Origin of the sequence: Streptococcus sp. oral taxon 071 str. 73H25AP, assembly GCF_000146755.1 — a bacterium.
Classification (GTDB): domain Bacteria; phylum Bacillota; class Bacilli; order Lactobacillales; family Streptococcaceae; genus Streptococcus; species Streptococcus oralis_T.
Genome location: NZ_GL397254.1, coordinates 1,419,994 through 1,435,334, shown reverse-complemented (window position 1 = coordinate 1,435,334; position 15,341 = coordinate 1,419,994). Strand labels below are relative to the sequence as shown.

The following is a 15,341-nucleotide window of genomic DNA, read 5'->3' as shown; positions in this document are numbered from 1 at the left end:
AATGCTGGAAAAAATTTTAGCTTCTATTAACAATCGCTCTTTTTTTAGTAAATTGAAAAATAAAATTCATAGAATGTTTCCGATATATGTTATCAGTAATCAAAATATAGCTTTTCAACAAGATATTGATATTGCTTATAGAAAAATGAAGCGACAATTTAGCCATATTTCGTTGACTGAAAGTGAACAGAAAAATGATATGAACATTTCGAATAAAGTTTGGATTTGTTGGTTTCAAGGTGAAGAAAGCGCTCCAGAGTTAATTAGAACATGTATTCAATCAATGAGAACATATTTTCCTGGAAGAGAGATTATAGTACTAACAGAAGAAAATATTAGTGATTATACAGATATCCCAGATTATATCATTGATAAATATAAAAAGGGCTGGATTTCTCGTGCTCACTATTCTGATATTCTTCGGGTAGAACTTCTATGTCGTCATGGTGGATTATGGGTGGATGCAACTGTGTTGAATACCGGAGGAGATTTTACAAATCTTGAATTACCCCTTTTTGTATATAAATCGTTAGATTTATCTCGGAAGGATTCCCAAGCCGTTGTTGCATCAAGTTGGTTAATTTCGTCATTTAGTAACCATCCTATATTACTGTATACGAGAAAACTTCTCTGGGAGTATTGGAAGAGAAATAATAGTTTATGTAATTATTTTTTATTTCACATATTCTTTACAATTGCTACGGAACATTATCCAGCAGAATGGATTGCTGTCCCTACCTTTAATAATCATTCTCCCCACACACTTCACTTTGAGCTAAATAATCAATTTTCGGAAAAACGATGGGAACAAATAAAAAATATATCAGTGTTTCATAAATTAAACCATCACCTCGATTATTCTAGTGGTATGGATACCTTTTATAAGTTTATAATTTCTTCGAAAGTTGAGACAAATGAGTAATAAGATCAGTAAAAATTTAGCTTATAATATGGGATATCAGTTGGTTGGTATTGCTGTTCCTTTAATAACTTCTCCCTACTTATCACGAGTATTAGGTGCTGAAAATCTAGGTATTCATTCTTTTACGATGTCAGTTGCACTTTACTTTATGATGTTTATGCTCCTGGGGATTGCAAATTACGGGAATAGAACAATTGCGACTGTTAAGCGAGAAGGAGAAGATATTCTATCAAAAACATTTTGGAGTATCTATTCTATCCAGTTAATAATGTCTATTCTGGTAACTATAACTTATATTGCTTATCTATATTTTGGGGCAGTACATTACAAGGTTATTGCAATATTACAACTCTTTTTATTGTTATCAAATGCTGTTGATATTACTTGGTTTTTCTATGGATTAGAAAATTTTAAACAGATAGTTTTTAGGAACACATTAGTTAAACTTTTAGGATTATTTTTAATTTTTTTATGTGTACGTCAAAGTACAGATCTATGGAAGTATACATTTATAAATGGGTCAGTAACTTTAGTTGGTCAACTTTTACTATGGGGACAATTAAAAGGAGTATTGTCTTGGAAAAAGATTCAATTAAAGGAATTATTACCTCATATCAAGCCAATTTTAATTCTTTTTATTCCTGTACTAGCCATTAGTATTTTTACTAATATGGATAAATATATGCTTGGTTTAATGGTTGACGTAAAGCAGGTTGGATTTTATGACAATGCAGGTAGAATTATTGAAATTCCTAAAGCTTTGATTGCGGCCTTAGGGGCTGTTATGTTGCCGAGAACTTCCTATTTACTAGCAGAAGGACAAGAAGAAAAGAGTAAATACTACATAGAGGTAACAATTTTATACGTGATGATTATTTCTAGTGTATTGATGTTTGGACTAATATCGGTATCTGATATTTTTTCCATTATATTTTGGGGAGAAGAGTTTCTTGAATCAGGAAGATTGATTGCTGCTATGTCTCCGGCTTTTGTCTTTTCTGTTTTAGGAAATATTATTAGAACTCAGTATTTGATTCCTAGAGCTAAAGATAAAGATTATGTAGTGTCTCTAATCGCGGGAGCGGTTGTTAATCTAGTGTTAAACTGTTTTTTTATAAAACCTTTTGGTGCTATGGGAGCAACAGTTAGTACAGTATTGGCAGAATTTGTGTTGTCTGGAATGCAGTTTTGGTCAGTTAGAAGAGACTTAAATTTAAAAAGATATTTGAAAAACGGTTTGATATTCTACCTATTTGGTCTGATTATGTACCTGGTTATTATAGCGCTCAAAACTCATTTACCCTATAATATAGTGAGTCTTATTTTACTCATAGCTTTGGGCGGATTCGTATATGTTGCTTTCAGTTGTAGCTATATTTTAATGTCAAGAAACTTACATTTTAAGTTATTGAGGGAAAAGATCAAACGAAAGATTGGATATGAAAAGATATTATAAATTATTATTAAAAAGATTAATGTTTTACCCATTTAGTTGGCTACCTTTAAATAAAAGAAAGCTAGTATTTGATAACTTTGGTGGTCGAGGATATGGGGACAATCCAAAGTATATTGCTGATGAACTATTAAAGCAGGATAAGAATCTTGATATAGTTTGGTTAACAAAGGATATGAGTACTTCTGTGCCTGATGGGGTTAGAAAGGTACGATATGGAAGTTGGAGAGCTTTTTTGGAGTGGAGTACAGCTAAAATTTGGGTCGATAATATCAGAAATTCCGATCGTCCTTGGAAAAGAAAAAAGCAAATCTACTTACAGACGTGGCATGGATCTGATGGCGTTAAATTAGTCGAAAAGGATGTAGAATCAACACTTTCAAAATCCTATCTTGTAATGGCGAAATACGATGGTAGGATATCTGATGGAATCATTTCTAGTTGCCAATTGCAAACAGAACAGTTTAAAAAATCATTTTGGCTAGATGACAATGTTGAAATTTTGGAATATGGTTTACCAAGAAATGATGATTTCTTTTATAGTGAGAAAGTAAGTCACACAAATCAAATCGTCAGAGCTAGATATAATATCTCTTTAGATGAACTAGTCGTTTTATATATGCCTACTTTTAGGGATAATGGATCAACAAAAGCGTATAATCTCGATTATGATAAGGTAATCAGTTCGTTTCAAAAATTCTATAATAAAGAAGTTAGAGTGTTGATTCGTTTTCATCCAAATGTTGATAATACATTTTTTAAAAATGATGATGAAAGATTAATTAATGTGACAGATTATCCGGATCCGCAGGATTTGATGTTTGCAGCTGATATTATGATTTCAGACTATTCATCAGCACCGATAGATTTTATGTTGTTAAATAGAACTATATTTTTGTATATGCCAGATTATGAGGAGTATACAAAATTAAGACCACTAAATCCAAATTTCAACAATCTTCCATTTATTAAATGTTATACAAATCTTGAATTAGTTGAACAAATTTCTAGATTTTCAAAAATGGATTATCATGAATGTATCGATGATTATAAGTTAAAGAACAGACGATTTGATGATGGAGATGCTGCAAGGAAGTGTGCAGAGTGGATAGTGAATCAATTATAAAGAAACTAAAAACGAAAGTTAGACAAGAGGAATAGGATATGAAAAGAGTAATTACTTATGGGACTTTTGATTTGCTCCATTATGGGCATATTAATTTGTTAAAAAGAGCAAAGCAATTAGGCGATTATTTAATTGTAGTTGTTTCAAGTGATGAGTTCAATTTAAAAGAAAAAATAAAATTTGTTATTTTAATTATGAACATAGAAAAAATTTAGTTGAGGCAATACGATATGTAGATCTAGTAATACCTGAAACTAGTTGGGAACAAAAAAAATCAGATGTAAAAGAGTATCATATTGATACTTTTGTAATGGGCGATGATTGGAAAGGTAAATTTGATTATCTAAAAGAAGAAGGCGTTGAAGTAGTCTATTTGCCCAGAACGAAAGAAATTTCAACAACTAAAATTAAAGAGGATTTAGCAGACTAAATATAGAGTGAAAATGTTGCATTTATATTTTTAATAATTTATTATAGAGAGCACATTGAGTCTAGAGTTTTGCGTTTTTAGGTGGAGGAAGATGGAGACTAAAGAGAATAAAGCAATGGATAATACCACTTTACATGCTATTAAAACATTAGCCTGTTTTAGTGTGGTTGCTATACATATATGGCTACCAGGAAAAATTGGAGCTGTTTATCAGATAATTGCACGATTTGCAGTACCAATGTTTTTTTTGATTTCTGGTTTTTATTCATATAATATTTCAAAGTCTAAAATACAGCAAAGAATAAAAAAAATATTTAGATTAACATTAATAAGTACATTTTTTTATGCAGCTATTTTTATCTATACATTATGGAAAGAAAATAATTTGCAATTTCCTTTTCAGACTTTTAGTTTCACGAATATCATAAGGTTTATATTTTTTAATAGAATATCAGATTTAATAGGTTCTCTGGCTACACCACTTTGGTATCTATATGCTATACTATATATCTATATTTACCTTTATTTTTCTAACAAGAGATTGCTGTTTAGGAAACAAGTGATTGCTATACTTTTGCTACTTACTTTTATTATTGAATTCATGATTAATGATTCAATTTTTTACAGAAATTTTTTGTTTATGGGAATACCGTTCTTTGGAATAGGGAATTTCTTGGCACAGATAAAAAAGAGGATCATTAATTGTCGAGTGATCAATAAATTATTAATCTTGGGAATGATTATATATCCAATGCTAGTATTTTTTGAGTATTACAGTTTAGGTAATTCTTTTGAACTTTATATAAGTTCAATACTTGCTGTAATAATGTTGATGTTATTTGCAATAAAAAAACCTAATGCTATTGACATTGGAATACTGAATGAAATTGGAGAAAAATACACCACTTTTATTTACATAACGCACCAGTTTGTTATTTTGATATTTACAGTGTTAATTTCTAATACTTACATTCTTAAATTTGGGACTATTTTTGTTTTTCTAATATGCTATGGTTTAGGAAAGCTATTTCAATTTGTAAAACAAATCAGATGAAAATAAATAATAGTTGAAAAAATGCAAAACGGATTATTAGTTGAGATCAAATTAGATTTCGTCATGATTATGATTTGTGTACAATGTAGAATATTATATAATCGAAAAGAGGGTTCTGGTGAACTTTCTTTTTGATTATTCCTAGAAGATTAAATATTTTCGGAAAAATGAAAAGGAAAAGTATGCAAAAAATTATAAGTACCCTAATTGTCAAGTCAAGTGCAACAAAGTTGTTCTTCTGATTAAGTGAGTATCTTTCAAGCTGTTTGAGTTAGCTCAAACAGCTTTTTTGCGGACTGATAGCCATGGATTCGTCTAGATCCTTCATTGATAGCCTTTGTATAGTCCTCTAAAAGATTCTGATTTAGTTCTTTTAACGAACACCCCTTCGGAATGAACTCTCTTAGTAGTCCATTGAAATTCTCATTTGTACCTCGTTCATAAGATGAATAGGCATGTGCAAAATAAACATCTAATCCCTCTATCTTACTCAATGATGAAAATTCGTTTCCATTATCTGCAGTTATGGACTTAATGGGATAAAGTTTCATACACTCTAAGACTGCTTGATTGACATACTCTGCTTTCTTTTCGACGAGTTTCTTTGTGACAGCATAGCGTGTTTGTCGTTCTACCAAGGTCAGAATAGAAGGTTCTCCTATTGTCTTTCCACCCAGAACAGAATCGATTTCCCAATCTCCAAAACGGGAACGATTATTGATTTCTTCTGGTCTTTCTTCAATTGACTTTCCTAGGAGTTTCTTGGTAGAGGGGCGCTTGGTAAATTTCTTGCAGATCCGCACCGCTCTTGGCAAATCAATGACCTTAATCTCTAACAATCCTTGATGGATATAGTTATAGAGCGTCTTGGTTGAAGGAACAACTGCATCTACATGTTGGAGTCTATAGGTATGAACAAAGGTATCCACGCTATGCACCCTTGGTTTCTCTCTCATTGCTTCTGTAAATTCTCTCAGAAAGTCATCCGATACACAATCCAGTTTCAGATAATAGCTGGCTTCTCTAGCATGACGATAACGGTTATGGGCAGCATCTGCATAATAGTGTTGGTAATAGACCTTCTGCCCATTTACTTTTTTCACTTGTGTTATGGCACGATTAATTTCACGAGTAATAGTAGAGCGATTTCTCCCTAGTCTACGAGCAATCTCAGCAGGTTTTAGTCCTACGCTTAAATAAGCTTCAATTTCCCCTCGCTCAGCTTCAGATAAGTGCTTGTATGATTGATTTGTGGTAGAATAATTAGTGGACATGTTCATCTTCCTTTATACTGTTTTTCGCAACTCTAGTATATCAGATGAACATGTCCTTTTTGTTGCACTTCATTTTACAACAGGGCATTTTTCAGAAAATGCTAAAATCATTCAAAAATTCTGAAAATTCTGTTGACAACTTTGTGAAAAGGGTCTATAATGGGATGTAAATTTTAAAGGAGAAAATGATGAAAAGTTCAAAACTATTTGCCCTTGCGGGTGTAACCTTGTTGGCAGCTGCGACCCTAGCTGCTTGCTCTGGATCAAGTTCAAGTGCTAAAGGTGAGAAAACATTCTCATATATCTATGAAACAGACCCTGACAACCTCAACTATTTGACAACTGGTAAGGCAGCAACTGCTGACATTACTAGTAATGTGATTGATGGATTGCTTGAAAATGACCGCTATGGTAACTTTGTGCCATCTATGGCTGAGGATTGGTCTGTATCTAAGGACGGCTTGACTTACACATATACGCTTCGTAAGGATGCAAAATGGTATACCTCTGAAGGTGAGGAATACGCAGAAGTCAAAGCTCAAGACTTTGTAACAGGGCTTAAATATGCTGCTGATAAAAAATCTGATGGTCTTTATCTTGTTCAGGAATCAATCAAAGGCTTGGATGCTTATGTGAAAGGTGAAATTAAAGATTTCTCACAAGTTGGTATTAAGGCTCTTGATGATCAAACAATTCAGTACACTTTGAACAAGCCAGAAAGCTTCTGGAATTCTAAGACAACGATGGGAGTTTTGGCTCCAGTAAATGAAGAGTTCTTAAACTCTAAAGGGGATGATTTCGCTAAAGGAACAGATCCAAGTAGCATCCTATACAATGGACCATTCTTGCTCAAATCTATCGTAGCTAAATCTTCTGTTGAGTTTGAAAAAAATCCAAACTACTGGGATAAGGACAATGTCCATATCGATAAGGTTAAATTATCATTCTGGGATGGTCAAGATACCAATAAACCGACTGAAGCTTTCAAAGATGGCAGCTTTACAATGGCGCGTCTCTTCCCAACAAGCGCTAGCTACCCAGAGACTGAAAAAGCATTTAAAGACAATATTGTTTACACACAACAAGATTCTACTACTTATTTAGTAGGTACTAATATTGATCGCCAGTCTTATAAGTATACTTCTAAGACAACGGATGAAGAAAAAACATCAACCAAGAAAGCTCTTCTAAACAAAGATTTCCGTCAAGCTCTTGCCTTTGGTTTTGATAGAACCGCCTATGCCTCTCAAGTAAACGGTGCAAGTGGTGCGACTAAACTGCTTCGTAACTTGTTTGTTCCTCCTACGTTTGTACAGGCAGATGGAAAGAACTTTGGCGAAATGGTCAAAGACAAATTGGTGACTTATGGTGATGAGTGGAGCAACGTGAACTTGGATGATGCTCAGGATGGACTCTACAATCCAGATAAGGCCAAAGCAGAATTTGCCAAAGCTAAGACAGCTCTTCAAGCAGAAGGTGTGAAATTCCCAATCCACTTGGATATGCCAGTAGACCAAACAAACACGACGAAAGTCCAACGTGTTCAATCCTTCAAACAATCGCTTGAAGCTACTCTAGGGTCAGAGAACGTCGTTGTCGATATCCAACAACTTCAAAAAGATGATGTCTTGAATATCACTTACTTTGCTGAAACTGCAGCTGGAGAAGACTGGGATATCTCAGATAACGTGGGATGGTCTCCAGACTTTGCAGACCCATCTACTTACCTTGATATCATCAAGCCATCTGTCGGAGAAAATACAAAGACTTACCTAGGATTTGACTCTGGAACAAACAACGCTGCAGCTAAGCAAGTTGGTTTGGAAGACTACGAAAAAATGGTTGTGGAAGCCGGGGAGGAAGTGAGTGACGTTTCAAAACGTTATGAGAAATATGCTGCTGCCCAAGCTTGGTTGACCGACAGTGCCTTGATCATCCCAACAACTTCTAAAACTGGTCGTCCAATGTTGTCTAAGATGGTACCATTCACACTTCCATTTGCATACTCTGGTAACAAGGGTACGAGCGAAGCCCTCTTGTATAAATACCTTGATGTACAAGATAAACCAGTGACAGCAGAAGAGTACCAAAAAGCCCAAGAAAAATGGATGAAAGAAAAAGAAGAGTCTAACAAAAAAGCTCAAGAAGATTTAGCAAATCATGTGAAATAACTTTTTAAAAATTAAAGGATTTAGCCATTGAGATGATGGTTAGGTCCTTTTTTATCTTTGCTATAAGACTCGGCACGATGAGAAATAGAATTTTTCAGAATAGAGAAAAAATTCTTCATTTTTAGGTTTTTCCTATTGCTTTCCTTTGCATTATTTGTTATATTAAAAGTACAATTATTTTTTATTTATGACACTTAAGCATTGCACTTTCGGAGGAAGGAGTATTTTTTAAAAAAGAAATGTAAACGCTTACGTGAAAATGAAAGGATTTAGGAGTTAATGGATAAACGATTTTTTGAAAAACGCTGTAAGTTCAGTATTCGTAAGTTTACACTTGGAGTAGCTTCGGTAATGATTGGGGCGACTTTCTTTGCTGCTACCCCAGTATTGGCTGATCAAGCAAGAGTTGGCTCAACAAATAATTTACCGAGCGAACTGGCTGATTTGGACAAGCGGGCTAGTGATGAGGGAAAAGATTTTGATCAGGAAGCTGCTGCTCTTGCAACAGCAAAAGAGAATGATGGGCGTGATTTTGAAGCACCAAAGGTGGGAGAAGACCAAGGGTCTCCAGAAGTTACGGATGGACCTAAGACAGAAGAAGAACTATTAGCACTTGAAAAAGCAAAATCAACTGGTTCAGATAAGTTACCAGAAGGCTTAGAGGGCAAATTAGATAAGGCTGAAGATAAAGGGAAAGAAGTTGATAAGGATCAATTAGCTAAGGATACTGAGAATCTCGTTCCAGAAGATGTGGCTAAGACTACCAACGGGGAATTAAACTACGGCGCGACTGTTAAGATCAAGACGCCATCAGGAGAAGGTAGCGGTATTGTCGTTGCAAAAGACCTTGTCTTGACGGTTTCCCATAACTTTATCAAGGACAGCCAAGATGGAAATATCCGTAAGGTTGTTGACAATGATCAAGGGGATGGAGATATTTATAGCATTTCCTACCCAGGTATGCCAGATGTTAAGTTTGGCAAGAAAGACGTCATCCACTGGGATCGTGAGGGCTATCTAAAAGGCTTCAAGAATGATTTGGCACTTGTGAGATTGCGTACGGTTCTTGAAAACACTCCAGTAGAAGTGACTAAAAAGCCAGTTGTTAAGAAAATCGGAGATAAACTCCATGTCTTTGGTTATCCAGAAGGGAAATTGGATCCGATTGTAAATACTACAGTTGATTTTGCAGAACCATATGGAGAAGGTGTTCAAGGAATCGGTTACCAAGGAGGTAAACCTGGTGCTAGCGGCGGTGGTATCTTTGATACAGAAGGAAAACTCGTCGGTGTTCACCAAAATGGTGTAGTTGGAAAACGTAGCGGAGGCATTCTCTTCTCACCAGCTCAACTAAAATGGATCCAAGACCACATGCAGGGAATTTCAAGTGTTAAACCAGCAGACTTGGAAGAGAAAGAAAAACCGGCTGAAAAAAAACCAAAAGAGGATAAACCAGCAGCTACTAAACCTGAAACACCTAAGACAGTGACTCCTGAATGGCAAACAGTAGCTAATAAAGAGCAACAAGGAACTGTCACTATTCGCGAAGAAAAGGGTGTTCGTTACAATCAATTGTCTTCAACAGCCCAAAATGACAATGCAGGCAAACCAGCCTTGTTTGAAAAACAAGGATTGACAGTTGACGCGAATGGAAATGCGACTGTTGATCTAACCTTCAAAGAAGATTCTGAAAAAGGCAAATCACGTTTTGGTGTCTTCTTGAAATTTAAAGATACCAATAACAATGTTTTTGTAGGATACGACGCAGGTGGTTGGTTCTGGGAATACAAAACCCCAGGAAATAGCACTTGGTATAAAGGCAACCGTGTAGCGGCGCCAGAAATAGGTTCTGTAAACCGACTTTCTATCACTCTTAAGTCAGATGGCCAGCTCAATGCCAGCAACAACGATGTCAATCTCTTTGATACAGTGACTTTGCCAGCAGCTGTTAATGAAACTCTCAAAAATGAGAAGAAAATCGTCCTAAAAGCTGGTTCCTATGGCAATGAGCGTACAGTTGTCAGCGTTAAAACAGACAATCAAGAAGGCGTAAAAGCGGATGATACTCCTGCCCAGAAAGAAACAGGTCCAGTTGTTGACGATAGCAAGGTGACTTATGATACAATCCAGTCTAAGGTACTTAAGGCAGTAATTGACCAAGCCTTCCCTCGTATTAAAGAATACAGTTTGAACGGGCATACCTTGCCAGGACAAGTCCAACAATTCAATAAAGTATTTATCAACAAACACGAAGTCACACCTGAAGTTACTTACAAAAAAATCAATGAGACAACTGCAGAGTACTTGATGAAGCTTCGCGATGATGCTAATCTTATCAATGCAGAAATGACGGTCCGTCTGCAAGTTGTTGATAATCAGTTGCACTTTGATGTGACCAAGATTGTCAACCACAATCAAGTCACTCCAGGTCAAAAGATTGATGATGAAAGAAAATTGCTCTCTACTATTAGTTTCCTTGGTAATGCTTTAGTCTCTGTTTCAAGTGATCAAGCTGGGGCTAAGTTTGATGGGGCAACCATGTCAAACAATACGCATGTCAGCGGGGATGATCATATCGATGTAACCAATCCAATGAAAGACCTAGCTAAGGGTTACATGTATGGATTTGTTTCTACAGATAAGCTTGCTGCAGGTGTCTGGAGCAACTCTCAAAACAGCTACGGTGGGGGTTCTTATGACTGGACCCGTTTGACAGCCTACAAGGAAACGGTCGGAAATGCCAACTATGTAGGAATCCACAGCTCTGAATGGCAATGGGAAAAAGCTTATAAGGGCATTGTCTTCCCAGAATACACCAAAGAACTTCCAAGTGCCAAGGTTGTTATCACCGAAGATGCCAATGCAGACAACAAAGTCGACTGGCAAGATGGTGCCATTGCTTATCGTAGCATTATGAACAACCCTCAAGGTTGGGAAAAAGTCAAGGATATCACTGCTTACCGTATCGCGATGAACTTTGGTTCACAAGCCCAAAACCCATTCCTTATGACCTTGGATGGTATCAAGAAAATCAATCTCCACACAGATGGTCTTGGGCAAGGTGTTCTCCTTAAAGGATATGGTAGTGAAGGCCACGACTCTGGTCACTTGAACTATGCTGATATTGGTAAACGTATTGGTGGTGTCGAAGACTTCAAGGCCTTGATTGAAAAAGCGAAGAAATATGGAGCACATCTAGGTATCCATGTTAACGCTTCTGAGACCTATCCTGAGTCTAAATACTTTAATGAAAATATTCTTCGTAAGAATCCAGATGGCAGCTACAGCTACGGTTGGAACTGGCTAGACCAAGGGATCAACATTGATGCTGCTTATGACTTGGCACATGGACGTTTGGCTCGCTGGGAAGACTTGAAGAAAAAACTTGGTGAAGGTCTCGACTTTATCTATGTGGACGTTTGGGGCAATGGCCAATCAGGTGATAACGGTGCCTGGGCTACCCACGTTCTTGCTAAAGAAATTAACAAACAAGGCTGGCGTTTTGCGATTGAGTGGGGCCATGGTGGTGAATACGACTCTACCTTCCAACACTGGGCAGCTGACTTGACCTATGGTGGCTACACTAATAAAGGTATCAACAGTGCCATCACACGCTTTATCCGCAACCACCAAAAAGATTCATGGGTTGGGGACTACAGAAGTTACGGTGGTGCAGCCAACTACCCACTTCTAGGTGGCTACAGCATGAAAGACTTTGAAGGCTGGCAAGGAAGAAGTGATTACAATGGCTACGTGACTAACCTCTTTGCCCATGATGTCATGACCAAGTACTTCCAACACTTCACTGTAAGTAAATGGGAAAATGGTACACCAGTTACCATGTCTGATAACGGTAGCACCTATAAATGGACTCCAGAAATGCGAGTGGAATTGGTAGATGCTGACAATAATAAAGTGGTTGTGACTCGTAAGTCAAATGATGTTAATAGCCCACAATACCGTGAACGTACAGTAACTCTCAACGGACGTGTGATCCAAGATGGTTCAGCTTACTTGACTCCTTGGAACTGGGATGCGAATGGTAAGAAACTTCCTACTGATAAGGAAAAAATGTACTACTTCAATACGCAGGCTGGTGCAACAACTTGGACCCTTCCGAGCGATTGGGCAAAGAGCAAGGTTTACCTTTACAAGCTAACTGACCAAGGTAAGACAGAAGAGCAGGAACTCACTGTAACAGATGGTAAGATTACCCTAGACCTTCTCGCAAATCAACCATACGTACTTTACCGTTCAAAACAAAGCAATCCTGAAATGTCATGGAGCGAAGGTATGCATATCTATGACCAAGGATTTAATAGCGGAACCTTGAAGCATTGGACTATTTCAGGAGATGCATCTAAGGCAGAAATTGTCAAGTCTCAAGGGGCAAACGATATGCTTCGTATTCAAGGAAACAAAGAAAAAGTTAGTCTCACTCAGAAATTAACTGGTTTGAAACCAAATACCAAGTATGCCGTTTATGTCGGTGTTGATAACCGTAGTAATGCCAAGGCAAGCATCACTGTAAACACTGGTGAAAAAGAAGTAACTACTTATACCAATAAGTCTCTCGCTCTCAACTATGTCAAGGCCTACGCTCACAATACACGTCGTGACAATGCTACAGTTGACAATACAAGTTACTTCCAAAACATGTACGCCTTCTTTACAACTGGATCGGACGTCTCAAATGTTACTCTTACTTTGAGTCGCGAAGCTGGTGATGAAGCAACTTACTTTGATGAAATTCGTACCTTTGAAAATAATTCAAGCATGTACGGAGAAAACCATGATACAGGTAAAGGCACCTTCAAACAAGACTTTGAAAATGTTGCTCAGGGTATCTTCCCATTCGTAGTGGGTGGTGTCGAAGGTGTTGAAGACAACCGCACTCACTTGTCTGAAAAGCATGATCCATATACACAACGTGGTTGGAACGGTAAGAAAGTTGATGATGTTATCGATGGAAATTGGTCACTCAAGACAAATGGACTGGTTAGCCGTCGTAACTTGGTTTACCAAACCATCCCACAAAACTTCCGCTTTGAAGCTGGTAAGACCTACCGTGTAACCTTTGAATACGAAGCAGGATCAGACAATACCTATGCTTTTGTAGTCGGTAAGGGAGAATTCGAGTCAGGTCGTCGTGGTACTCAGGCAAGCAACTTGGAAATGCATGAATTGCCAAATACTTGGACGGATTCTAAGAAAGCTAAGAAGGCAACCTTCCTCGTGACTGGTGCAGAAACAGGCGATACTTGGGTAGGTATCTACTCAACAGGCAACGCAAGCAATACTCGTGGTGATTCTGGTGGAAATGCCAACTTCCGTGGTTATAACGACTTCATGATGGATAATCTTCAAATCGAGGAAATTACCCTAACAGGTAAGATGCTGACAGAAAATGCACTGAAGAACTACTTACCAACTGTTGCCATGACCAACTACACCAAAGAGTCTATGGACGCCTTGAAAGAAGCAGTCTTTAACCTCAGCCAAGCAGATGATGACATTAGCGTAGAAGATGCGCGTGCAGAGATTGCCAAGATTGAAGCCTTGAAGAATGCTTTAGTTCAGAAGAAAACAGCCTTGGTAGCAGAAGACTTTGAAAGTTTGGATGCGCCAGCTCAACCAGGTGAAGGTCTAGAGAATGCCTTTGATGGCAATGTATCTAGCCTATGGCATACATCTTGGAATGGTGGAGATGTAGGCAAACCTGCAACCATGTTCTTGAAAGAACCAACTGAAATCACAGGCTTCCGCTATATACCACGAGGTTCAGGTTCAAACGGTAACTTGCGGGATGTGAAACTGGTTGTCACAGATGAGTCTGGTAAGGAACATACCTTCACTGCAACGGACTGGCCTGATAACAATAAGCCAAAAGACATTGACTTTGGTAAGACAATCAAGGCTAAGAAGATTGTCCTTACTGGTACCAAGACATACGGAGATGGTGGAGATAAATACCAATCTGCAGCAGAACTCATCTTTACTCGTCCACAAGTAGCAGAAACACCTCTTGACTTGTCAGGCTATGAAGCAGCTTTAGCTAAGGCTCAGAAATTGACAGACAAAGAAAATCAAGAGGAAGTGGCTGGAGTTCAGGCGAGCATGAAATATGCGACGGATAACCATCTTTTGACGGAAAGAATGGTGAAATACTTTGCAGATTATCTCAATCAACTACAAGATAAGGCTGCTAAACCAGACGCTTCTACAAGCAGCAAGGGTGAAGAACAACCTCCAGTTCTTGAAGTTCCTGAATTTAAGGGAGGAGTCAATGCGGCAGAAGCGGCTGTACATGAAGTCCCTGAGTTCAAAGATGGCGTCAATGCAGCGGAAGCAGCTGTACATGACCTAGCTGAGTTTAAGGGCGGTGTCAATACGGCAGAAGCAGCTGTTCATGACTTACCTGAGTTCAAGGGAGGAGTCAATGCAGTTCAAGCCTTGGTACACGAATTGCCAGAATACACTGGTGGTGTTAATGGAGTTGAGCCAGCCGTACATGAAAAACCAGAGTACACAGGCCCACTAGGTACAGCAGGCGACCAGCCAGCACCAACCGTCGAGAAACCAGAGTATAAATTAACACCAGCTCCACTAGCTGATTCAAAGACTCCAAAAGTTAAAGATACTCTGAAAAATGAAGAAAGCAAGAAGGCTCTTCCAGAAACAGGAGCAGAGCAGTCTGATACAGCCCTCTTCCTTGCAGGAATCAGCCTAGCATTGTCAGCAGCCCTCTATGCTGCTAAAAGTAAAAAAGAATAGATATTCTATACTATACTTACCTTGTTTGGATAAATGACTCGAACTCTATAGAAATCAGAGTCGGAAAATGAATCAAACACCCGGAGAGGACCTCTTGGTTCTCTCCTTTTTTCAAAGGAGAAATGATACCGCTTACT

General features: G+C 37.7%; 7 protein-coding genes and 1 pseudogene. 7 read left to right on the top strand and 1 reads right to left on the bottom strand.

Translation table 11 applies throughout. From position 1 onward, the window contains the following. Position 1 precedes the first annotated feature (1 nt). The 5 genes and pseudogenes from HMPREF9189_RS09215 (at position 2) to HMPREF9189_RS09190 (ending at position 4,985) form a co-directional block, all read left to right on the top strand. Complete coding sequence (locus HMPREF9189_RS09215) at positions 2-922, top strand: capsular polysaccharide synthesis protein (protein WP_000890356.1); 921 nt, start codon at positions 2-4, stop codon at positions 920-922. Next, entirely contained in the window at positions 915-2,378 is a 1,464-nt protein-coding gene (locus HMPREF9189_RS09210) for a flippase (protein ID WP_000066243.1), read from the top strand. Before HMPREF9189_RS09215 ends, HMPREF9189_RS09210 begins: the two co-directional genes overlap by 8 nt. Beyond that, a complete protein-coding gene (locus HMPREF9189_RS09205; protein WP_000833457.1) occupies positions 2,362-3,501 on the top strand; it encodes a CDP-glycerol glycerophosphotransferase family protein in 1,140 nt (379 codons plus the stop codon). Before HMPREF9189_RS09210 ends, HMPREF9189_RS09205 begins: the two co-directional genes overlap by 17 nt. A gap of 38 nt (positions 3,502-3,539) precedes the next feature. Then, positions 3,540-3,931, top strand: a pseudogene (gene tagD, locus HMPREF9189_RS12135) (glycerol-3-phosphate cytidylyltransferase). Between the two features lie 91 nt (positions 3,932-4,022). Continuing rightward, positions 4,023-4,985, top strand: a complete 963-nt coding sequence (locus tag HMPREF9189_RS09190; protein WP_000448233.1) for an acyltransferase — start codon at positions 4,023-4,025, stop codon at positions 4,983-4,985. A 257-nt stretch (positions 4,986-5,242) separates the two neighbouring features. Here HMPREF9189_RS09190 and HMPREF9189_RS09185 read toward each other — a convergent pair whose 3' ends face one another. Further along, complete coding sequence (locus tag HMPREF9189_RS09185; RefSeq protein WP_000106436.1) at positions 5,243-6,259, bottom strand: IS30 family transposase; 1,017 nt, start codon at positions 6,257-6,259, stop codon at positions 5,243-5,245. Between the two features lie 188 nt (positions 6,260-6,447). Between HMPREF9189_RS09185 and HMPREF9189_RS09180 the strand changes: the two genes are divergently transcribed. Together HMPREF9189_RS09180 and HMPREF9189_RS09175 are read left to right on the top strand one after the other, a co-directional pair. Further along, on the top strand, positions 6,448-8,430 hold the full coding sequence (locus HMPREF9189_RS09180) for a peptide ABC transporter substrate-binding protein (protein WP_000842555.1): 1,983 nt from the start codon (positions 6,448-6,450) through the stop codon (positions 8,428-8,430). A gap of 279 nt (positions 8,431-8,709) precedes the next feature. Continuing rightward, complete coding sequence (locus HMPREF9189_RS09175) at positions 8,710-15,204, top strand: SpGH101 family endo-alpha-N-acetylgalactosaminidase (protein ID WP_000361148.1); 6,495 nt, start codon at positions 8,710-8,712, stop codon at positions 15,202-15,204. Positions 15,205-15,341 lie beyond the last annotated feature (137 nt).

What these genes read in the sequence shown, in the direction of transcription:
- HMPREF9189_RS09210 (WP_000066243.1), top strand. Translation starts at nt 915, where the DNA reads ATGAGTAATAAGATCAGTAAAAATTTAGCTTATAATATGGGATATCAG.
- HMPREF9189_RS09190 (WP_000448233.1), top strand. Translation starts at nt 4,023, where the DNA reads ATGGAGACTAAAGAGAATAAAGCAATGGATAATACCACTTTACATGCT.
- HMPREF9189_RS09185 (WP_000106436.1), bottom strand. Translation starts at nt 6,259, where the DNA reads ATGTCCACTAATTATTCTACCACAAATCAATCATACAAGCACTTATCT.
- HMPREF9189_RS09175 (WP_000361148.1), top strand. Translation starts at nt 8,710, where the DNA reads ATGGATAAACGATTTTTTGAAAAACGCTGTAAGTTCAGTATTCGTAAG.
- HMPREF9189_RS09205 (WP_000833457.1), top strand. Translation starts at nt 2,362, where the DNA reads ATGAAAAGATATTATAAATTATTATTAAAAAGATTAATGTTTTACCCA.
- HMPREF9189_RS09180 (WP_000842555.1), top strand. Translation starts at nt 6,448, where the DNA reads ATGAAAAGTTCAAAACTATTTGCCCTTGCGGGTGTAACCTTGTTGGCA.
- HMPREF9189_RS09215 (WP_000890356.1), top strand. Translation starts at nt 2, where the DNA reads ATGCTGGAAAAAATTTTAGCTTCTATTAACAATCGCTCTTTTTTTAGT.